Genomic DNA, 18,622 nt, shown 5'->3' on the forward strand with positions numbered 1-18,622 from the left:
GAATACATAAGCGTATAGCATTACATATTTTCATCATAATCGGTGACATCACGCTTGGCGGCAGTTGCAGGCGAGTTCGATGTACCGTATTTTTCTACGGCATCCCATGCGCCCGCATCGTCAAATCGTCCTGCATTTCGTTGGCGAACCTCACCTGCACCCTTGGGTGGCGGAGTCATGACCTGTTCCTCTACCGGGCGGTCATTCGATAATTCTCGAGTTGGCGTGTGCTCGACGGTATAGGCTGTATATGGAATGGCTTGCAACCGTTCAAAAGGAATTTCTTCCCCGCTCTCCACACATATCCCGTACGTCCCATCCTTCATCCGTTGAAGGGCTGCATTGACCTGCTCCAGCTCGTCTTGCAGCGAATCATTAATCGCCAGATCACGGGACCGTTCAAAGGTTTCTGTCCCTATATCAGCGGGGTGGTTGTCATAGGACGAGAGCTCACCTGTAGAATCTGTCAGTGTTTCTCCCAATGGAGCGTTTTCCTGACCGTTTTGTTCAAAATGCTTTTCTAAATCCTTTTTCTGCTCCAACAACATATGTTTCAGCTCTGCAAGCTGCGAATCGTTCAAGTGGTTCATGATCATCTCTCCCCTTCTTGGTCTGGATAAGTGACACGTATGCTCTTTTATACCCGTTCATAGGGCTGTGCAATCAGCAGAGGCTTTTATTCCCAGCCTAGAATGTGATATAAAAAGAATAGTGTGTTAAGGAGGGAATAACCGATGGATGAACATATGAAGCGTCGTCTGGATAAGCAAAAGCAGTTGTTTAAGCAACTGGGCATTCAGCTGGACGCGCTCTCCATTCATGAGAAACAGTTTAAGAATAAAATGCGCGGCTATGATCCGGACGAGGTGGATGCCTTTCTGGATGAAGTGATCAAGGATTACGAACGCTTTTATGCGAATATAGCCGACCTGATGGACAAGTGGCAGGAGCAGCAGGCAACCATACGTGATTTGAAAAATGCACCCAAGCCTGCCGCCGACCTTAATGGACTTGACCGTCGTCAACTGGAGGATATCGTTAAGCAGTTGGAATATAGTGTACGCCAATTAAAAGTGCGAGTACGTCCTGAAAATGACTATTTTCCGGAGTAAGGTGCAGTAAGCACTGTGTTGGTGCCTCTATTGTGGTATGATGGAAACATGCATTTTACCAAACATTTAATGAGGCACACACATAAAGGTGGTTAACATGAGTACCCATTTTTCCGTTAGTATCCATTGTCTGCTTCTTCTGGCTGAAGGGGCACCGGAGCGAATGACATCGTCACTTATTGCTTCCAGCATCAATACAAACCCGGTAGTTGTGAGAAGGATTATGAGCCGACTCAAGCAAGCGGGTTTGGTGGATTCGTCGCCTGGAGCACGCGGCTTTCGTCTAAGCATGTCCAGTTCAAACATCAATCTGAAAATGATCTATGAGGCGACCAAGGATGAAGGTCCGTTGTTCGCCATCCATACCGATAGCAATCATAATTGTGAGGTAGGCAGGAACATAGACGCATTGTTGGATGGTTTATATACCGTGGCAGAGCAGAAAATACAGGCGTTTTTCGAGACCGTTACGCTGCGAGATCTGGAGCAGGCACTTCAGCAGTGCGTGGGGCAACAAAGTTCATCTGTGTAAAGACGCTGGTAAGGAGAAATTGATATGAAAATCATCGTACTTTCAGACACTCATATGCCGCATAGAAGCAAAACGTTGCCTAGTCGGCTTGTACAGGAGTTAAAAGGCAGTGACCTCATTCTCCATGCCGGAGACTGGACGGATTGGTTCGTATATGAACGTCTAGCTGAGTTTGCGCCTGTGCAAGGCATTGCCGGAAACAATGATGGAATGGACATCGTGGAGCGTTTAGGCTATCAGCGAATCGTTGAAGTTGAAGGCAAGCGGATCGGTATGGTTCACGGTCACGGCTGGCGAGGAACGACAGAAAATATCGCATTGAATACGTTTAAGGGAGAAACGCTGGATTGTCTGATTTATGGACATTCGCATATTCCGGTGGTCAAAACGATTAACGGTCAGCTTGTCCTTAATCCGGGGTCTCCGACGGACAAACGTGGCGAAGACGAATATTCATTTATCGTGCTGACGATTGAAGCTGATCAGATGGAAGCACAGCTTGTTCTTTATCCAGATAAACATTGATTTAAAACCAACAACTGTTGATTAAAGGGGAAGCTATGGCTATTTTTGAATTAGAACCAATGAAGCATCATGTGTTGATCTGCAATGGAGGCACATGTATGCGACATGAGGGTGAAGAAGTTACACAGGCAATTCGGGATGAAATTCGTAAACAAAATGCAGAAGCATATATTCACACGACCAGAACTCGCTGTAATGGGCGTTGTCATGATGCTGCGGTTGTGATCGTATATCCTCAAGGGGACTGGTATGGTCAAATGACCCCTGACTCGGGGACTCAACTGGTGCAGAAGCTCGTAACGGGAGAGAAGCTGGAACCTCATCTTTTTCATGAGTGTACAGGTCAATCCAGTTCGGAATAATTCAATCAACCATCTATAAGTACATGAGTAGAGAAAATCTTTGCAGAGATTTTCTCTTTTTTGCGTTTAATCCCCGATGTGAAAGGTAAAAGTATACTGTGGACACCAATCCGATAGGGAGGGAAGTAAAATGGCCCCATTTGAAGATAACCTGCACGATCAGAATCAGCAGAAAGGACAGACGGGGAAAGGAATAACGGAGTCTAAACATCAGAAACAGTCGATCAATCGAGATCATGCAGAGCAGTATCCGACAGAGCAGGAAAGCTTGTTCGACCGTTTTGAGATCGAGCAGACGGTAGACGCCATTCCTGTAGAGGATTTGAAGATGGAAAGACAGGAGGAGAGAGACAAGGATGCAACCAAGCACACCTCTTCCAGTGAGAAAAAATATAATGGTGGCGTATAATTATCAACTAACTGGTAATATTTAAAAAGAAATCTCTTGACTTTAAGATATATGTAATGTATATTAAGTTACGAAAAGTAATTAATTTTTCTCAGGAGGTAACAAAATGGCTAAAGACTTCTTCACAGCTCTGAAAGACAGACGCTCCTATTATGGTATTAGCAAAGAACAGGTCATTTCTGACCAACGGATTCAAGAGATTGTAGAGGAAGCTGTTAAGTACACACCTACCTCTTTCAACTCCCAAACTTCACGTGCTGTAGTGTTGCTCGGAGAGCATCATGATAAACTGTGGAATATTACAGAAGATATTTTACGTGAGGTTGTAGGCAATGAGGAGCAATTCAAGTCTACTGCCGAGAAAATGAACGGTTTCCGCAGCGGATACGGAACAGTCTTGTTCTTTGAAGACAATAACGTGGTGGCTGGTCTGCAACAACAATTTGAAGCCTATGCGGACAATTTCCCAATCTGGTCCAACCAATCTAATGGTATGCTGCAATTGGTGGTATGGACGGCTCTGGAGCAAGAAGGACTGGGGGCATCCCTTCAGCATTACAACCCATTGATTGATGAAAAAGTGAAAAACGAATGGAACATTCCTGAGCATTGGAAACTGATTGCTGAAATGCCATTTGGTAAACCGACATTCCAACCAGGTGAAAAAGAATTCCAGCCTGTTGAAGAACGCGTAAAAACATTTAAATAATTATAATTTTCACGATAAAATGATGATTCAGGCTCGACCTGGTAAAGCACTGTGGGTATCCACAGTGCTTTTTGTCATTCCATTTTTAAGGCATGTAAGCTTTTGATATATACGGACACAGGGGTTAATTCATCCGTTAGTGGGTGATATTATGTTTAAAATTGGATGAGAAGTTTACATTGGTGTTATTGCGGTTTTATGCAGATGTCTAGGATAACGCGCATTCAAAGGAGGAAAAATGATGAACTATGATTGCATTATTGTTGGTGGGGGAATTGCCGGATTGCAAGCAGCGATTCAATTGGGGAGATACAGCAGTCATCGAGTTCTAGTGATAGATTCGGGCTATGGTCGATCTACGCTGTGCCACCAGTATCATAATATTTTGGGCTTTCCTGACGGAATTTCTGGTGAAGAGCTGCGACGGCTTGGACGTAATGAAGCCACAAAACTAGGTACTGAGTTTATTGTAGGGAAGGCGGTAAAAGCCGCCAAAAGAGATGAGCTTTTTGACATTCAAGTAGAGGCAGAAACCGTGTATTCATCTAAGACGCTGTTGTTAGCTACAGGGCTAACGGACCGTTTTCCAAAGCTGGATGGGTTACAAGCCTGCTTGGGCAACAGTGTATATGTGTGCCCGGATTGTGACGGTTATGAGGTTCAGGATCGCAGCACGGTCGTCATGGGAGCAGGCAAAGCAGGAGCTTCCATGGCACTGATTTTATCAGCGCGCACCGATCAACTTGTTTATGTCAATCATGAGCGTTCAGAGGTGCCGGACGAGCTGATTGTGAAGCTGCGGGAAAAAGGGATTGGCTATAAGGAAGAAGCCATTTCTGAGATTATAACCGGAGAACCGGGCTGTTTTGAAGGAGTGCGTCTGGCTGATGGACAAGTGGTTCGAGCAGAGCGGGGCTTTTTAGCTTTTGGCAGCAATCATGTTCATTCAGAGCTGGCAGAGCAACTGGGTGTACATCTGCTGCACAATAAGCATATTGAAACTCATCCTCGCAGCAAAATGACAAATGTGGAAAATGTATGGGTAGCCGGGGACTTAGGAGCTCATGCCGAGCAAGCGACTGTGGCGATGGGAGAAGGGGCTATGTCAGCGATTTGGATACACAAGGTATTAACTGGTATGAAAACAAAAGTACCGCAGCTCTGAGAGCTGCGGTTTAGAACGATGGGCGTGTACTCGTTGGGAGTTGAAGTTCAAAGCGTTTAAATTGATCGCTAATGCCATACTTACGTAAAATTTCCGCTTGTTTGTTACCGATGAGATCAAAATGCGGATAGGGCTGACGCTGATGAATATATTGGGGGTCTAATCCGTTTTGGTTGCACCATAAGCGCAGCTTGTCCAAATCAGAACATCCTACCTTGGTGACAGTTGTAATGCCTGGAAAGCGATCATCCAGCCAGTAATGTGTCAGAAAAGCAATTTCACCACGACTGACCTTTCTTTTCCAGGCCATAAGTTCCTGGCGAGTAATGCCAAATGCCATCGTTTTCATCCTTCCTTGGCTCATTCTGAAATCATGAGCTGCTACGCGGTTGTCCCATTAATTTCGTACTATAGTTTGTATTATGATCCACATGGGGTAACACAATAACAGGAGACCATGTATGATGACCTCCTGTTAGCGGTTAAAGCCATCTCTCGGCCCAGCTCTCCACACCATTCAATGCATCACCTAGCTCTTTACCCTTGCGTGTCAGCGAATACTCAGTACGCACAGGCCGCTCTGTGATGACATTGCGAAGGATCAGGCCGGAAAGCTCTAGTTCCTTGATGCGTTCGTTCAGCATGCGTTTGCTAAGATCAGGTATGGAGACGTGAATTTCACTAAATCGTTTGGGATGTTCCATCAAAGTATGAATGATGAGAGCGGTCCATTTTTTGCTGATGATCTGAAAGGACTGTTCCACCTTACCGCACAAAAGCTTAGGCTGCCTGTCGTCGCTCATCTGAATCCCCTCAATTTCATTGTTGTTTTAAACAGTATACTAAAAGTAACTCTGTATACCAATAGTAACTATAACGCTTTGTATCAACTGTGACATATTTAACAGTTTTTTCTCTTTCCTTTCGTCAATCATACCACAGAAAACGTTATCATTACAGGATATATCGAATGTTCACGATTTCGCTAAAATTTGATTGACTTGCCCCTTATTTTGGGTGTATTATGGGTTACGTTAATTCCTCAGGTAACTTTTAATAACCTCATCTTTATAATGGGAAGAAGGAATAATTCATGGATTCAATGACATTTGTCTTATTTGGAGCGACAGGGGATTTGGCAAAACGCAAAATTTACCCTGCCTTGTATAATTTGTTTGTAGAAGGTAAAATTCCGGCTTCCTTTTCTGTAATTGGGATGGGGCGTCGTGAAGTGGCGGACGAGCAATTTCAAAGTAATGTAGAGCAATCCATTAAGGATTTTTCCAGACACGTGAATGAAGACCGTGCACAGATGGATCAGTTCTTAAGTGCTTTCCGTTACAGCGCATTGAACGTCAACCACCCGGAAGATTATAAAAAGCTGCTACAGCTTGCTGAGCAACGTGAAAATGACTTGGGAATTCCGGGGAACCGCATGTTTTACTTATCGGTGGCACCGGAATTTTTTGATGTGATTGCCCTCAATATTCGCGAGAGTGGTCTAGCTGAAACAAAGGGTTGGAAACGGCTCATTATTGAAAAACCATTTGGACATGATCTGGAATCCGCACGTGAGCTGAATGATCGCCTAAGCAGAACCTTTGCTGAGGATGAGATTTATCGTATTGACCATTACTTAGGTAAGCCCATGGTGCAAAACCTGGAAGCCTTAAAATTTGCTAATCCATTGCTCCAAGGAATATGGAACAATCAATACATCGCCAATGTGCAAATTACCGCTTCCGAGACTGTAGGGGTGGAGGAGCGAGCGGGATACTATGATCATTCCGGCGCTATTCGTGATATGGTACAAAATCACATGCTGCAGGTGTTGATGATGACGGCTATGAACAAGCCGGGACATGTCACGGCTGACCAGGTGCGTGACGAAAAAAGCAAGGTGATGGACGCGCTTCGTGCGCTTGATCCTTCCGACATTGCTTCCAACGTGGTTAGAGGCCAATATACCAACGGTGAGATCAACGGAAAAGCAGTTCCTTCCTATAAAGAAGAGCCGGATATCGGACCTGATTCGCAAAATGATACTTTCATTTCAGCTCGCCTATGGATTGACAACGAACAATGGTCGGGTGTGCCGTTCTATATTCGTACCGGCAAACGTATGAAAGAAAAATCTACTCGTATCGTCGTGGAATTCAAAAAGGACAGCACAGATCCTTATGCCGCTCAAGGGCAACCGACTGACCCGAACTTGCTGATCATCCATGTTAACCCGGATGAAAAGGTAACGCTGCGTCTGAATAGCAGAGACCCGCTAAACGCTGGTCAACTGGAAACGGTTCTGATGAATTATCATTCCGAGGCTAAGGATGTACCAGAAGCCTATGAGCGCCTCATCTTTGATGCGCTACGCGGCGATTCCACCTTTTTTGCTCATTGGAACGAAGTTGAGCTTTCATGGGTGTGGGTTCAACCTGTACTGGAAGCTTTTGCTCGTGGTGAGGTCCCACTTCATACGTATGCAGCAGGCTCTTACGGTCCAGAAGCTTCAGATCAATTGTTGGAAGAGCAAGGCTTTACATGGTGGTTGGACGAAAAGTCCGAAAGCACTGAAAAAGCAGTCGTTGGTTCTTAACACCAACAAGAAAGTATATACAAAATATGTTTGCTACGGCAGGAGGCCTTTACTATGCAAGTAGGATTAATTGGTTTGGGAAAAATGGGCTTGAATCTCGGGAAAAATTTGATCGATCATAAGCATGAACTTGTCGCTTACGACGTCAATGCAGCCGCCATCCAAGAAATGAAGGATTATGGAGCTACAGGTGCTTCTACATTGGAAGAGCTTGTACAGGCAACTCAATCCCCTAGAGTATTGTGGATTATGGTTCCTCACCAAATTGTTGATTCTGTGCTGGATCAGCTTCAACCGATGTTGTCCAAAGGAGACATCATTATTGAAGGTGGTAATTCTCATTACAAAGAGTCTATTGCTCGTCATGCCCGTCTAAAAGAATATGGTATCAGCTTCATGGATGCTGGAACTTCAGGCGGGATGGAAGGCGCACGTAATGGCGCTTGTTACATGATCGGTGGCGATCCGGAAGCTTGGGCGGTTGTTGAGCCTATTTTCCGTGACACAGCAGTGGAAAATGGATATTTGTATGCAGGTAAATCCGGAAGCGGACATTTTCTGAAAATGGTTCATAACGGTGTGGAGTACGGCATGATGGCTTCCATCGGTGAAGGATTTGAAGTGCTAGAAAAAAGCAACTTTGACTTTGATTATGAACAAGTAGCGCGCGTGTGGAACAACGGTTCTGTTATTCGCTCTTGGCTGATGGGTTTGACTGAACGTGCATTTTCCAAAGATGCAAACCTGGACGAAATCCGTGGGGTTATGCACTCTTCTGGTGAAGGAAAATGGACGGTTGAAGAAGCATTGGACATTCAGGCTGCAACTCCAGTCATTGCTTTGTCCCTGCTGATGCGCTATCGTTCTCTTGATGCGGACACGTTCAACGGGAAAGTGGTTGCTGCGTTGCGCAATGAATTTGGCGGTCACGCGGTAGAAAAGAAGTAATAACGTATAAGTAGTATCTATCCCCGTAGCTTCACAACTGCGGGGATATTGCTATATGTTTTGTTGTTTATTGGATTTTTGCAAAAGCTGCATATGCATATTTTTCCTTGTATATCCGCACAATAGGTGAAAAAGGCGGAAGGATGAATAGCAAATGTGCAAGAGGTTTTCGTTATCGGCTGATTTGGATGAGGTAAGGGATCACTTTGGTATACAACGGGTGATGTATTATTACAAAACACGCTATAACATGAGTCCCACTCAGCATGTTCCAATTGTGCTGTATCAGGATGGAGAACGGGTACTTGATGAATTTCGCTGGGGATTTATTCCCTACTGGGGCAAGGATTGTGTCAATGCAGACTTGAATACGGTTCGGGTAAATCCGACTTATCGCAAGATGGCGGAAACCCGGCGCTGTATCATTCCATGCAATGGATTTTATTACTGGCGAAAATTGGGTAAACGCATGTGTGCTGTACGGGTGGTACTGCCGGAACAGAAGATGTTTGCGGTCGCGGGGCTATATGAAGTATGGCAGGATAGTCGTAAGGAGCCTTTACGCACCTGTACGATGATGACAGTTCAGGCCAATACGGATATACGTGAATTCGATACCCGTATGCCAGCTATTTTGGAAGCTGATCATATAGATTCATGGCTAGATCCGTCTGTCCAGAACATAGATGAGCTGTTGCCTCTACTGCGCACATATGAGAAAGGGGACATGAGTACCTATCCAGTGACCCCGCTGGTGGCCAATGATGAACATGATAACCGTGAATGTATTCAGGAAATGGATTTGCAGTGGTCCTGGATTAAACCTTAAACATATGGAGATTTTCATCCATGATTGATCATAAGCTTCCCGCCGCCTGCATAGGTATGTATTGGGGAACAAGCGTCATGATCCGGGGAGAGGGGAAACGGCCGAAGGAGTATCTCATATGGGATGGAGGCGATTGGAATGAGTAACGATACACTCATCCAGCTGCTGGTGCTCATGGTGACGATCATCGGTCTGGTCCAAAACCGGTAAGTGGCAGGTTCCAGAAGGCGGGAGAATTGCCGTAGGCAATCTTCCGTTTTTTTTGTGTTAAAAAGCTCGCAGATTAAGGAAGCTTACGGTACAATAGATGCTAGGCTACAGGTGACAAGACACCTGAATATACGTCTACATACGATATATTTTTAAGGGAGAGCAAATCATGAGTGAATTAACTTCATTACCACCAGCCCAAAAAAGAAAATTGCTGTTTAGCGCAGGGCTCAGCTGGTTGTTTGATGCTATGGATGTGGGGCTGCTTTCATTTATAGTCGCAGCGTTGGCAAAGGAGTGGCATCTGGGATCTGAGCAAATTGGACTGCTAACTGCAATGAATTCGATAGGAATGGTGTTCGGAGCCGCTTTGGCGGGGATTTTGGCGGATCGTTACGGCAGACGTGCCATATTAGTGTGGACATTGTTGATCTTTTCTATTGCCAGTGGATTATCCGCTTTGGCGACAGGTCTCGGAATGCTGCTGGTACTGCGTTTTATTGCTGGTGCAGGCTTGGGTGGGGAATTGCCTGTTGCTTCGACGCTGGTGTCAGAATCAGTACCTGTGAAAGAACGAGGAAGAGCGGTTGTCCTGCTGGAAAGCTTTTGGGCGGTAGGCTGGATCCTTTCGGCTCTTATTGCTTATTTTGTTATTCCAAAGTATGGTTGGCAAATGGCGTTTATTCTCGGCGCAGTACCTGCGCTGTACGCTCTTTATCTGCGCAGAGCTATTGATGATTCACCGCGTTATAAGCAGCAAAGCGTCAAACTTCCGCTGCGTGCACGATTGGCTTCGATTTGGTCGGGACCCCATCGCAAGTCTACGCTGATGCTGTGGATTTTATGGTTCACAGTTGTATTTTCATACTACGGCATGTTCCTGTGGCTACCGAGCATGATGTTTATGAAAGGTTTCGAACTGGTTAAAAGCTTTGAGTATGTGCTGATCATGACGCTTGCGCAACTACCGGGTTACTTTACCGCCGCTTATCTAATTGAAAAGCTGGGCCGCAAATTCGTACTGATCATCTACTTGCTGCTCACAGCAGTGTCCGCTATTTGGTTTGGCACCTCGGAAACGGCGGGAATGCTGTTGGCTGCTGGTATCTGCTTGTCCTTTTTTAATCTTGGTGCATGGGGAGCCATGTACGCCTATACTCCAGAATTGTACCCGACAGCTGTACGTTCAACTGGTGTGGGTATGGCGGCTGCGTTTGGCCGTATTGGAGGCGTTATCGGGCCTTTTGCGGTCGGTATACTCGTAGGACAGGGCGTAGCGCTACCATCTATCTTTGTGATTTTCTTCGTAGCTATCTTGATCGGAGCTGCGGCTGTATGGTTGCTGGGTACGGAAACCAAAAATCAGGAGATTGACTAACCTTTACATTCACCTGTGTAAAGATTCATAATATAAGAGAGAGGAGTGACCTGAAATGGAGCATACCTTTCTGCTCAAGGCAGACTGGAACGGGGGGCGCAACAGCGACGGCCATATTGAGGCTGGACAGTTGCGGACAGCAATTTCGATCCCGGCTGAGATGGGAGGCCCTGGTGTGGGCACCAATCCAGATGAAATGCTGCTCGGTGCCGCTGCTACCTGCTATTTGATTACGTTGGCGGCGATGATGGAGCGCGCGAGTCTCCCGGTGGCATCACTGGCGCTGGAATCCGAAGGGATTGTCGATGTAACGAACAATATTTTTACATATCGCCGAATTGTGCATCGTCCGCAGGTTCAATTGGCTGCCGATGCGACAGAATCGCAGATCGAACAAGCATTGCGACTGGCAGAGCAGGCAGAAACCTCATGCATGATCTCGCGTGCCGTTGCGGGAAATGTGGCGTTGTCCACAGAGCCCGTGGTGGAGCGCGCCTCTTAAAGCGATATTTGTAACAGGAGCAATCATTCCAATTGCCCATCATTTTTTTAATCCAAGGAGGACACAACCATGACAGCACAACAAAAATTGCTCGTATTTGCAGGCTCTTACGCCGAATTGGAAGGTAACGGAGTTTATTCGTACACTTTTAATGAACAGACAGGAGCACTTACACTACAGGATGAGTTCTCCGGCTTGAAAAATCCTACATTCCTGAATGTGGACGTCAAAAATCGGAAGCTGTATTCCATTGGAGAGACGACTTCTGCTGCAGGAGCGAAAGTAGGCGAAGCCTCTGCTTTCGAAATTGACCCAGTTAAAGGAACATTTACATTGCTGAATCGTGCGGAAAACGTGGGTGCAACAACTTGCCACATTCAGCGTGATCCATCTGATCGTTACCTTATTGTAGTCAGCTACCACGGTGGCATGGTGGGACTCGTGTCCCTGACTGAGGACGGACGTATCGGTGAGTTGCTGGATGTTAAACAGCATGAGGGCAAAGGAGCGCATCCTGAACGTCAGGATCGTCCACATCCACATTCCAGTTTCTTTAGTCCGGACGGCCGCTTCCTGTTCGTACAAGATCTCGGTCTGGATCTGATCCGCGTTTACACTATTGATGACAGCAAAGGACAACTGGTGTTTCATGGTGAAACGAAAACCCATGCAGGTGCAGGTCCACGTCATTTGACGTTCCACCCGAATGGTAAATTTGCTTTTGTCATTAACGAAGTGGATTCTTCCATTACTTCTTTTGCATATGATGCAGAGGCTGGCAAGCTCACTGAGCTTGAGAGCGTACCGACATTGCCGTCTGACTTTACAGGTGAAAACACAACTGCTGAAATTGCGATTTCGGGGGATGGAGCTTATCTGTACGGTTCCAACCGTGGGCATGACAGCATTGTGGTATACGCTGTAGACGAAGCAACTGGCAAGCTGAGCCTAGTCGAGCATGTATCTGCTGAAGGAGAGCATCCACGCCATTTTGCTTTGACTCCAAATGGTGACCATATGCTCGTGGCCAACCGCGACACCAACAACATCGTTACGTTCAAAGTGGACAAGGCAAGTGGACGCTTGACCTACACCGGGCAACAAGTAACCGTATCCAAGCCAGTATGCGTACAGCCTTTTTACTTTTCTGTGTAAAAGGAGCGTTACATTTATATCATGCGGAGTGGTTAAGTGATAGTGATGCGAATAATGGTCGCTACGAGGACGGTGTATTCTTCCGAACGCTCCGCTTCTTGAGAACGATTCCGTCCTCTCCGCTGCTTTAGTGCTTTTGGCGACCATTTTTTTATGCAGAAACAATAAACGAATACGTTATATGTTGATGGTACTGATAGATTAACCAAGCATATAAAATTTTTTAGTAAAAACGGCTCGTAGAATAACCTACAGCCGTTTTTATTTTAGGACTTAGTCATTTCTAAAGAAGTCACTACCTACAAAAATAATATAAAATTTTATGGTTACAAATAAATACGAATAATCTTGGTAGCAAAAGGGTACATATGTTATAAGCGGGATAAGAACCCCTCAAGCACTCCGATAATGCAAATCTAGGACAAGCATTGTGAGTTCCATATAAGGGTTAGAGGCTTTAAATAAAAGTATTATATTTGGCCTAAGTATCATCTTAGCCCATTATTTTTATAGTGACGATATTATGAAAAATAAGAATGACAAGGATAAGCTGAGTAACGAAGCGGGCAGATGGATTTCGGAGAAGCGATAGCGTTCGCCTTTGGAGAAACCATCTGTTGCGTAGTGGGCCTCACAGACCGATAAGAGTATATAAAGGAGAGATTCACATGAAAATTATCATTACACAACAGGAAGCCGTCGACAAAGGAATATGGACAGAGATCATGGGGATGTTTGCTGTAACCAAAGAGGACGAAGTATGGCAAAATGAAGAGTTTATTCTCACCGAAGAACAGGCACGTCAGGTCGGGTTATTAAGATAGCAAAGATAAATAAGACATGTTATCAAGTTTTAAGACCAAGTCTTAAAAAATCGTAACTTCTTTTTTATGTATCTGATACACTTTTTAAGCGTGCAACGTTTATGATAAGTACACAAGGGTAATGAAGCTTACAGACACCGTGTACATACCCAAACGGCAAGGAGAGATCAGACATGATGAAACTAGCTTCGAAATGGACCGTATTGGCTTTAATGATGATGCTGATTACGACGGCAGGGGCAACAGCGCAAGGCTATACACCCGTAACACCTGCTGAAAATCAGGAGACCGTATATATAAACCAAATGGAGATTCGTGACGGACAGATTTATTTGTCGGCAGACCCGATTGAATGGTATGAAGGCGCGGCAGCTGACAAAGCATTATTGGAGCATGAAGGAAATACAGGATTGGATGGAGCTCCAGATGGCTACTACATCGTAAACAATTCCGTGCAAAATGACGTGTATCAGGTTGCACCAGATGCTTCGGTAGAGGTGCAGATTTATGATCACACGGGTAATATAGAAGATACAGACGTGCAATGGAATGAATCGATTCCTCTGGCACAGTTTGAGAAAGATTTTGCTAAAAAGGACGTTCTGGACCTCAGTCAATTTCCATACCATGTTACGCTTCGTGAGGGTAAAGTTGTAAAAATCGTGCAGCAATTCATTCCTTAAAATAGAAGTAATCTCATTTCACAAACACGTGCTTTCACTTGATTATAGATCAGGGGAGCACGTGTTTTTTATACTTTATAACAAAAAAGAGGATATCCAGCCCATATAGGGCGCGGATATCCTCTTCTCTTCATAATATATGATTAGAACGATTTTGCTGTGTCCACTGCACGTTGTACGGCAGAAGCAACGATTTCTTGTGCTTGATCTGGAGCTTGGTTATGTCCTTCCAGAACAACTTTCACGATGTCTTTCACTCCGAAGAAGGATAAGATGTTGTTCATGTAGTTCAAAGACATTTCAGCTGCAGCAGCTGGTCCTTCGGAATAAACGCCGCCTCTTGCATTCAACAGGGCTACTTTAGTTTCAGTTACGAGACCAACTGGACCTTCAGCAGTGTATTTGAATGTTTTACCAGCTTGGTTCAGGTAATCAATGTACGTATGCAGTACAGCTGGAATCGTCATGTTCCAGAGCGGGAAAGCAAATACGACTTTGTCTGCTGCCAGAAATTGATCCAGGTAGCCATTAGCGATGTTTGCCAGGCGAGCTTCTTCTGCGTTCAGCTCCATGCCTCTAGCGGATTTGAACGTGCCGTTGATCATGTTAGCGTTCAAATAAGGAAGCTCAACGGAGAACAGGTCCAGCTCAGTGATTTCATCAGTTGGGTGGGAAGATTTGTAGCTTTCTACGAAGGCGTTATACAATTTAACTGTTGCAGATTCTTCAGCTGTACGATCATTAGCTTTGACAAATAATACTTTAGACATGATTTATTTCCCCCTAAGTAAGTTGAATAAGTAAGTTAAGTTAGTAAGTTACCACGTAATATTACAATATAAAGATAATATCTGTCAACACTTTTATATTAAATTTACTTTGAAAAGCTACTTTATTTTTTACACTGTAAATTTTACGTGTTTCTTTTGCAAAATATCAGTTTTGCGGTAAAATTTAAATGTAAAGTCTAATGAAGAGAATGGTTTGAGTAGGCGAAGAAGAAAATGAACATGGTGTCTGCAAGATATGGCACAATAGTTGAACGAAAAAAGGTGAGTAGCTTGAAGATAGGTTTTTTTGATTCAGGATTAGGTGGAATTACAGTATTGTCCGAGGCACTAAGACGTTTGCCAAACGAAAATTTTGTATACATGGCGGATACGCTTCATGTGCCTTACGGGACGAAAACTCCCCAAGAGGTGCTTGGTTATGTCAAGGATTCAGTAGAAACGATCCTTAAAGAAGATGTTAAGGCATTGGTCATTGCCTGCAATACGGCTACAAGTATCGCGGTTGCGGAGCTAAGGAAGGAATATCCTATTCCGATTATTGGTATGGAGCCAGCTGTGAAGCCAGCGGTCGAGATGAACCGAGCCAATGGTAAAAGAGTTCTGGTGTTAGCCACACCATTGACGTTGAAACAATCCTGTTATGCAGCGCTGGTATCCAGGGTTGACGATCATGGGAGCGTGGACTCACTACCTCTGCCGGAGCTAGTACATTATTGCGAACAGTTGAATTTTGACCGGGCAGAAATGTTCGAATATTTTAACCGTGAGCTGTCTTCGTTCAATCTCGACATATATGGCACGGTGGTATTGGGATGTACTCATTATCCTTTTTATAAGGAAATTCTAAGGGAACTACTACCTTCTCATATTCAGTTAATTGACGGGAGCCAGGGAACAGTTAGGCGGTTGAAACAGGTGTTGTCTGAGCGTAATTTGCTGGAACCTTCGCCAAAATCCGGTCCATCGCAGGAGGGACACATTACATTTCTATGTTCTAGTCAGGATGAGGCCTATGTGCATAAGATGGAGCGGGCGCTTGAAATCTATGCGGAGCATGAAAAGATTTATTTTTAAAAGAAGAGTGGCTGGCGAACGTGTGGGAGCTAAATGAAATATCCAAGTCGCCAGCCGCATTGTGGATCAGATGCATGGAGGGAGGCGTGAGATGGATGTTCAACTGATCCTGAATGAGCTTCACGAAACGGGCGTGCTTGAAAGCCGTATGCGAAATCTCAAACCACTGACCGGCGGAACTTCGAGCAAAGTGGTAGTTGTCATGGACGGAACTAAGCTGCGATACGTGATTAAGCAAAATAATCCCGCTGTCGTAGAAGCCGAGGCAGAATTCTTACATACCTATGTACAGATTGAGAAACTATCGCGTTTGGTTTATGTAGATCCGTTGCACCGTTATTTGGTATACACGTTCAGGTCAGGGTTCACACAGTATCAAGGAAGAAACAAAAGCGATTTGTTGCTTCGTCTGGCAACGGAGGTGATCTCGCACTACAAGCCTCTGTGGGGTACATAATTTTGTGTTTACCGAAAACGGCACATTGACGGGTATTATTGACCCTGATCCAGTGGTAGGAGAACCTCTGTATGATCTGATATACGCCTTTTGTTCTTCACCGGATAGGCTGACCGTCGATACTATTTTGCCTGCCTTAGAGAAGCTTGAGCCGGAGATGACAGGGGAATACGAGCTGAACAGGGACGTGTTACTGGGATTATACTTTCGTATAGCTACCTGCATTCGCCATCATCCTAAAGACCTCGATAAATATACAGAAGCGTGGACCTACTGGCTAGACAGGGTACGCTGAAAGGAATAGGGAACATGAGCATACAAGGGTGGAATCATATTTGCTTTTCGGTGTCTGATTTGGGAGAAGTCTATACATTTCTATCAAAAAGTACTAGAGAATATCAAAAAACTTGATTTTCAACCCAATGCAGATAGATGCAAGCAACAGAAATAATACTCCACTCCAGGTAATCAGGTGTGTTCCCATCTGTGATAGAAACCATCCGCCTAGGGTGGTGCCAATCGTGACACCTAAATTTGCAAAGGAGACAAACAAGCTATTAGCAAATTCAGGTGCTTCTGAGGCCTCCGAAGTTAACCAAGTTTGACTTACAATCAGACCGCCGGTAAAAACAGCCCCCCATATAATTATTATTATAATCATGGGAATGTAGTAACTCCCGATATAATATATCAGAAAATAGATGGACCCAAGCACAAGGGGATAAAAAATAATTGTTTTTACCATGTTTCTGCTTAAATATTTAGCGGTTTGCATATTGCCAATGATACCGCTCGCGCCAAAAAGAATTAACATGATACTTACTATTTTACCGCTCATACCTGTCACTACTTCGAGATATTCAGCAAAATAGGAATAGACAGAGTATAAGGACGCTAAGATAAAACAAGCGGCTGCGACGTTAAGCCATAGTTGTGGTTTTGCCAAAACATTCAATTGTTTGCCAAAGGTCAACTTTCCCTCAACCGGTAGAGATGGAATAAAAAATAAAATTCCAAGTAGTGCAATTGCATTGATGACTGAAGAAAAAAGAAATGCAGCTTCAAGTGAAAACTGATCCCCAATAAAAGATGTGACCGGAACCCCTAATACCATCCCTATAGTTAACCCGTTAAAAACTTTAGCCACCGCTATGGCACTTTCTTCTTTTGAAACAGAGCTTGCAGCTGCTGCAAATGCTACAGAGAAATAAACTGGATGAAGAAAAGCGGGTAAAAGTCGAAACATCATCAAGGCATTATAACTCGGAGCAAAGGCGGAAAAAAGATTAGAAATTGTAAAAACAACAAGTACGCCAGCCAAAATTTTTTTTTCGATTTATTCCAGAAAATAAAAGAGTCATGAACGGACCGGAAATTGCAATGATCAAAGCAAACATGCTTACGAGCATACCTGCCTGAGATGCACTTATTTGGAAATTGGTGGTGACTTTAGGCAAAATGCCCACTATGCCAAATTCTGTATTTGTAATGCCAAATACGCCGAGAGCAATAGCATATGTGGGAAATGACTTATTCAAGCGCAAGTGAGATCATCCTTTCATTATATAATATGAACTAATCGCATTTGTTTAGTTTGTATTTAGATAGAAACTCTTAAACACCAAATGAAAAACAGCAAAGAACTCATTCCATTTGATGTATTGTGAGTTTTTAATAGAGAAAATCTGTTCTACTTACTCGGAAAATTCTTGCTTTAATTGGTAATTGTTTTCCATCTCCTTATACGTCACGATTTTATCAGCGAGTAAATCAAGATTATTCTGGAGTTCCATTATTTTCTTTTGAACTTCTTTATAGTGTTCTTCGAGAAGAATCCTCCTTGCAGTTAGAGTTGAATCACCTTGCCTCCGAAGTTCGGCGATTTCTAGCATTTTGGTAATCGACATTCCAGTGGCTTTAAGACGAGTTAGAAACTTAATCCAAGTAACGTCCGCTGAAGAATAACAACGATACCCATTTTCATTGCGATCAATGGAACATAGAAGACCTATATTCTCATAATAGCGAAGGGTGTGGACACTAAGACCTGTAACAGTTGCGACTTGTCGAATGGTTAATAACTTTTCCATGAAACAAAGTATATACCTTTGAGTAAACTCTAGTGCAAGTCTTTTTTGTTATATTGATATCTGTAATAGTTGTAGTAGGTCATGTACGACTTGATTTCTCGTTTAACTTCGTCCAGGGGTACATGTTTTTGCCCTTTGAGACCCACCTATATGATAGCCAACTTTAAACCGAGTCTGGTTTATGCGTATCGCCAATCATGCCTCTTTTGGAAAAAAATTCGCAAGAGAACGCTTCCATTATTCGGCGTCGGAGCTGTCAAAGTCCATCCCA

General features: G+C 44.2%; 24 protein-coding genes and 1 pseudogene. 19 read left to right on the top strand and 6 right to left on the bottom strand.

Going from position 1 to position 18,622, the window contains the following annotated elements:
* Positions 1-20: 20 nt before the first annotated feature.
* A complete protein-coding gene (locus MHI21_RS11185; protein WP_061830314.1) occupies positions 21-590 on the bottom strand; it encodes a TraR/DksA C4-type zinc finger protein in 570 nt (189 codons plus the stop codon).
* Between the two features lie 144 nt (positions 591-734).
* Here MHI21_RS11185 and MHI21_RS11190 point away from each other — a divergent pair, with 144 nt between their 5' ends.
* The 7 genes from MHI21_RS11190 (at position 735) to MHI21_RS11220 (ending at position 4,814) form a co-directional block, all read left to right on the top strand.
* Positions 735-1,112 carry a DivIVA domain-containing protein gene (locus MHI21_RS11190; protein ID WP_023988297.1) on the top strand — a complete coding sequence of 126 codons (378 nt, stop codon included), beginning with the start codon at positions 735-737 and terminating at the stop codon, positions 1,110-1,112.
* A 97-nt stretch (positions 1,113-1,209) separates the two neighbouring features.
* Positions 1,210-1,644, top strand: a complete 435-nt coding sequence (locus tag MHI21_RS11195; RefSeq protein WP_342420002.1) for an Rrf2 family transcriptional regulator — start codon at positions 1,210-1,212, stop codon at positions 1,642-1,644.
* A 24-nt stretch (positions 1,645-1,668) separates the two neighbouring features.
* Positions 1,669-2,169, top strand: coding sequence for a metallophosphoesterase family protein (locus tag MHI21_RS11200; protein ID WP_342420003.1), 501 nt, complete (start codon positions 1,669-1,671; stop codon positions 2,167-2,169).
* Between the two features lie 35 nt (positions 2,170-2,204).
* Complete coding sequence (locus MHI21_RS11205; RefSeq protein ID WP_061830316.1) at positions 2,205-2,531, top strand: (2Fe-2S) ferredoxin domain-containing protein; 327 nt, start codon at positions 2,205-2,207, stop codon at positions 2,529-2,531.
* A gap of 130 nt (positions 2,532-2,661) precedes the next feature.
* Positions 2,662-2,940 carry a hypothetical protein gene (locus MHI21_RS11210; protein WP_165175556.1) on the top strand — a complete coding sequence of 93 codons (279 nt, stop codon included), beginning with the start codon at positions 2,662-2,664 and terminating at the stop codon, positions 2,938-2,940.
* 106 nt (positions 2,941-3,046) lie between these two features.
* Positions 3,047-3,649 (top strand): nitroreductase family protein, encoded by a 603-nt coding sequence (locus MHI21_RS11215; RefSeq protein WP_025722870.1) that lies wholly within the window; start codon positions 3,047-3,049, stop codon positions 3,647-3,649.
* Positions 3,650-3,890: 241 nt separating this feature from the next.
* Positions 3,891-4,814, top strand: coding sequence for an NAD(P)/FAD-dependent oxidoreductase (locus MHI21_RS11220; protein WP_342420202.1), 924 nt, complete (start codon positions 3,891-3,893; stop codon positions 4,812-4,814).
* A gap of 10 nt (positions 4,815-4,824) precedes the next feature.
* Here the strand turns inward: MHI21_RS11220 and MHI21_RS11225 are convergent, their stop codons facing one another.
* Together MHI21_RS11225 and MHI21_RS11230 are read right to left on the bottom strand one after the other, a co-directional pair.
* Positions 4,825-5,154 (bottom strand): hypothetical protein, encoded by a 330-nt coding sequence (locus tag MHI21_RS11225; RefSeq protein WP_165175555.1) that lies wholly within the window; start codon positions 5,152-5,154, stop codon positions 4,825-4,827.
* 142 nt (positions 5,155-5,296) lie between these two features.
* A complete protein-coding gene (locus MHI21_RS11230; RefSeq protein ID WP_007430161.1) occupies positions 5,297-5,617 on the bottom strand; it encodes a helix-turn-helix domain-containing protein in 321 nt (106 codons plus the stop codon).
* 290 nt (positions 5,618-5,907) lie between these two features.
* On the opposite strand from MHI21_RS11230, the gene zwf reads away from it, so the two are divergent.
* From zwf to MHI21_RS11275, 9 genes are all read left to right on the top strand, one after another.
* On the top strand, positions 5,908-7,410 hold the full coding sequence (gene zwf, locus MHI21_RS11235) for a glucose-6-phosphate dehydrogenase (protein WP_342420004.1): 1,503 nt from the start codon (positions 5,908-5,910) through the stop codon (positions 7,408-7,410).
* A gap of 54 nt (positions 7,411-7,464) precedes the next feature.
* On the top strand, positions 7,465-8,358 hold the full coding sequence (gnd, locus tag MHI21_RS11240; protein WP_342420005.1) for a phosphogluconate dehydrogenase (NAD(+)-dependent, decarboxylating): 894 nt from the start codon (positions 7,465-7,467) through the stop codon (positions 8,356-8,358).
* A gap of 154 nt (positions 8,359-8,512) precedes the next feature.
* Positions 8,513-9,187: an SOS response-associated peptidase gene (locus MHI21_RS11245; RefSeq protein WP_342420006.1), complete on the top strand. Its 675-nt coding sequence runs from the start codon at positions 8,513-8,515 to the stop codon at positions 9,185-9,187.
* 20 nt (positions 9,188-9,207) lie between these two features.
* A complete protein-coding gene (locus MHI21_RS11250) occupies positions 9,208-9,333 on the top strand; it encodes a hypothetical protein (RefSeq protein WP_268819851.1) in 126 nt (41 codons plus the stop codon).
* Between the two features lie 233 nt (positions 9,334-9,566).
* Positions 9,567-10,775 carry an MFS transporter gene (locus tag MHI21_RS11255; protein WP_342420007.1) on the top strand — a complete coding sequence of 403 codons (1,209 nt, stop codon included), beginning with the start codon at positions 9,567-9,569 and terminating at the stop codon, positions 10,773-10,775.
* A 55-nt stretch (positions 10,776-10,830) separates the two neighbouring features.
* Positions 10,831-11,277: an OsmC family protein gene (locus tag MHI21_RS11260; protein WP_311082862.1), complete on the top strand. Its 447-nt coding sequence runs from the start codon at positions 10,831-10,833 to the stop codon at positions 11,275-11,277.
* 69 nt (positions 11,278-11,346) lie between these two features.
* Entirely contained in the window at positions 11,347-12,432 is a 1,086-nt protein-coding gene (locus tag MHI21_RS11265) for a lactonase family protein (protein ID WP_341161667.1), read from the top strand.
* Positions 12,433-13,100: 668 nt separating this feature from the next.
* Positions 13,101-13,256, top strand: coding sequence for a hypothetical protein (locus tag MHI21_RS11270; RefSeq protein ID WP_172828312.1), 156 nt, complete (start codon positions 13,101-13,103; stop codon positions 13,254-13,256).
* A gap of 173 nt (positions 13,257-13,429) precedes the next feature.
* Complete coding sequence (locus tag MHI21_RS11275) at positions 13,430-13,939, top strand: hypothetical protein (protein WP_165175543.1); 510 nt, start codon at positions 13,430-13,432, stop codon at positions 13,937-13,939.
* 143 nt (positions 13,940-14,082) lie between these two features.
* On the opposite strand, the gene MHI21_RS11280 is transcribed toward MHI21_RS11275, so the two are convergent.
* Entirely contained in the window at positions 14,083-14,709 is a 627-nt protein-coding gene (locus tag MHI21_RS11280; protein ID WP_043882169.1) for an FMN-dependent NADH-azoreductase, read from the bottom strand.
* 240 nt (positions 14,710-14,949) lie between these two features.
* On the opposite strand from MHI21_RS11280, the gene murI reads away from it, so the two are divergent.
* From murI to MHI21_RS11295, 3 genes are all read left to right on the top strand, one after another.
* Entirely contained in the window at positions 14,950-15,804 is an 855-nt protein-coding gene (murI, locus tag MHI21_RS11285; RefSeq protein ID WP_165175541.1) for a glutamate racemase, read from the top strand.
* A 91-nt stretch (positions 15,805-15,895) separates the two neighbouring features.
* Positions 15,896-16,261: a hypothetical protein gene (locus tag MHI21_RS11290; RefSeq protein ID WP_238807605.1), complete on the top strand. Its 366-nt coding sequence runs from the start codon at positions 15,896-15,898 to the stop codon at positions 16,259-16,261.
* Positions 16,262-16,265: 4 nt separating this feature from the next.
* Entirely contained in the window at positions 16,266-16,556 is a 291-nt protein-coding gene (locus MHI21_RS11295; protein ID WP_342420008.1) for a hypothetical protein, read from the top strand.
* Positions 16,557-16,649: 93 nt separating this feature from the next.
* On the opposite strand, the pseudogene MHI21_RS11300 reads toward MHI21_RS11295, so the two are convergent.
* Positions 16,650-17,658 (bottom strand): annotated as a pseudogene (locus MHI21_RS11300) (MFS transporter).
* A 297-nt stretch (positions 17,659-17,955) separates the two neighbouring features.
* The gene (locus tag MHI21_RS11305; protein WP_342420009.1) at positions 17,956-18,351 is read right to left on the bottom strand and encodes a MerR family transcriptional regulator; all 396 of its coding nucleotides are present in this window, start codon (positions 18,349-18,351) and stop codon (positions 17,956-17,958) included.
* Positions 18,352-18,622 lie beyond the last annotated feature (271 nt).

Origin of the sequence: Paenibacillus sp. FSL H8-0168, from assembly GCF_038592955.1 — a bacterium.
Taxonomy (GTDB): domain Bacteria; phylum Bacillota; class Bacilli; order Paenibacillales; family Paenibacillaceae; genus Paenibacillus; species Paenibacillus polymyxa_B.

What these genes read in the sequence shown, in the direction of transcription:
- MHI21_RS11185 (WP_061830314.1), bottom strand. Translation starts at nt 590, where the DNA reads ATGAACCACTTGAACGATTCGCAGCTTGCAGAGCTGAAACATATGTTG.
- MHI21_RS11190 (WP_023988297.1), top strand. Translation starts at nt 735, where the DNA reads ATGGATGAACATATGAAGCGTCGTCTGGATAAGCAAAAGCAGTTGTTT.
- MHI21_RS11195 (WP_342420002.1), top strand. Translation starts at nt 1,210, where the DNA reads ATGAGTACCCATTTTTCCGTTAGTATCCATTGTCTGCTTCTTCTGGCT.
- MHI21_RS11200 (WP_342420003.1), top strand. Translation starts at nt 1,669, where the DNA reads ATGAAAATCATCGTACTTTCAGACACTCATATGCCGCATAGAAGCAAA.
- MHI21_RS11205 (WP_061830316.1), top strand. Translation starts at nt 2,205, where the DNA reads ATGGCTATTTTTGAATTAGAACCAATGAAGCATCATGTGTTGATCTGC.
- MHI21_RS11210 (WP_165175556.1), top strand. Translation starts at nt 2,662, where the DNA reads ATGGCCCCATTTGAAGATAACCTGCACGATCAGAATCAGCAGAAAGGA.
- MHI21_RS11215 (WP_025722870.1), top strand. Translation starts at nt 3,047, where the DNA reads ATGGCTAAAGACTTCTTCACAGCTCTGAAAGACAGACGCTCCTATTAT.
- MHI21_RS11220 (WP_342420202.1), top strand. Translation starts at nt 3,891, where the DNA reads ATGAACTATGATTGCATTATTGTTGGTGGGGGAATTGCCGGATTGCAA.
- MHI21_RS11225 (WP_165175555.1), bottom strand. Translation starts at nt 5,154, where the DNA reads ATGGCATTTGGCATTACTCGCCAGGAACTTATGGCCTGGAAAAGAAAG.
- MHI21_RS11230 (WP_007430161.1), bottom strand. Translation starts at nt 5,617, where the DNA reads ATGAGCGACGACAGGCAGCCTAAGCTTTTGTGCGGTAAGGTGGAACAG.
- zwf (WP_342420004.1), top strand. Translation starts at nt 5,908, where the DNA reads ATGGATTCAATGACATTTGTCTTATTTGGAGCGACAGGGGATTTGGCA.
- gnd (WP_342420005.1), top strand. Translation starts at nt 7,465, where the DNA reads ATGCAAGTAGGATTAATTGGTTTGGGAAAAATGGGCTTGAATCTCGGG.
- MHI21_RS11245 (WP_342420006.1), top strand. Translation starts at nt 8,513, where the DNA reads ATGTGCAAGAGGTTTTCGTTATCGGCTGATTTGGATGAGGTAAGGGAT.
- MHI21_RS11250 (WP_268819851.1), top strand. Translation starts at nt 9,208, where the DNA reads ATGATTGATCATAAGCTTCCCGCCGCCTGCATAGGTATGTATTGGGGA.
- MHI21_RS11255 (WP_342420007.1), top strand. Translation starts at nt 9,567, where the DNA reads ATGAGTGAATTAACTTCATTACCACCAGCCCAAAAAAGAAAATTGCTG.
- MHI21_RS11260 (WP_311082862.1), top strand. Translation starts at nt 10,831, where the DNA reads ATGGAGCATACCTTTCTGCTCAAGGCAGACTGGAACGGGGGGCGCAAC.
- MHI21_RS11265 (WP_341161667.1), top strand. Translation starts at nt 11,347, where the DNA reads ATGACAGCACAACAAAAATTGCTCGTATTTGCAGGCTCTTACGCCGAA.
- MHI21_RS11270 (WP_172828312.1), top strand. Translation starts at nt 13,101, where the DNA reads ATGAAAATTATCATTACACAACAGGAAGCCGTCGACAAAGGAATATGG.
- MHI21_RS11275 (WP_165175543.1), top strand. Translation starts at nt 13,430, where the DNA reads ATGATGAAACTAGCTTCGAAATGGACCGTATTGGCTTTAATGATGATG.
- MHI21_RS11280 (WP_043882169.1), bottom strand. Translation starts at nt 14,709, where the DNA reads ATGTCTAAAGTATTATTTGTCAAAGCTAATGATCGTACAGCTGAAGAA.
- murI (WP_165175541.1), top strand. Translation starts at nt 14,950, where the DNA reads ATGGTGTCTGCAAGATATGGCACAATAGTTGAACGAAAAAAGGTGAGT.
- MHI21_RS11290 (WP_238807605.1), top strand. Translation starts at nt 15,896, where the DNA reads ATGGATGTTCAACTGATCCTGAATGAGCTTCACGAAACGGGCGTGCTT.
- MHI21_RS11305 (WP_342420009.1), bottom strand. Translation starts at nt 18,351, where the DNA reads ATGGAAAAGTTATTAACCATTCGACAAGTCGCAACTGTTACAGGTCTT.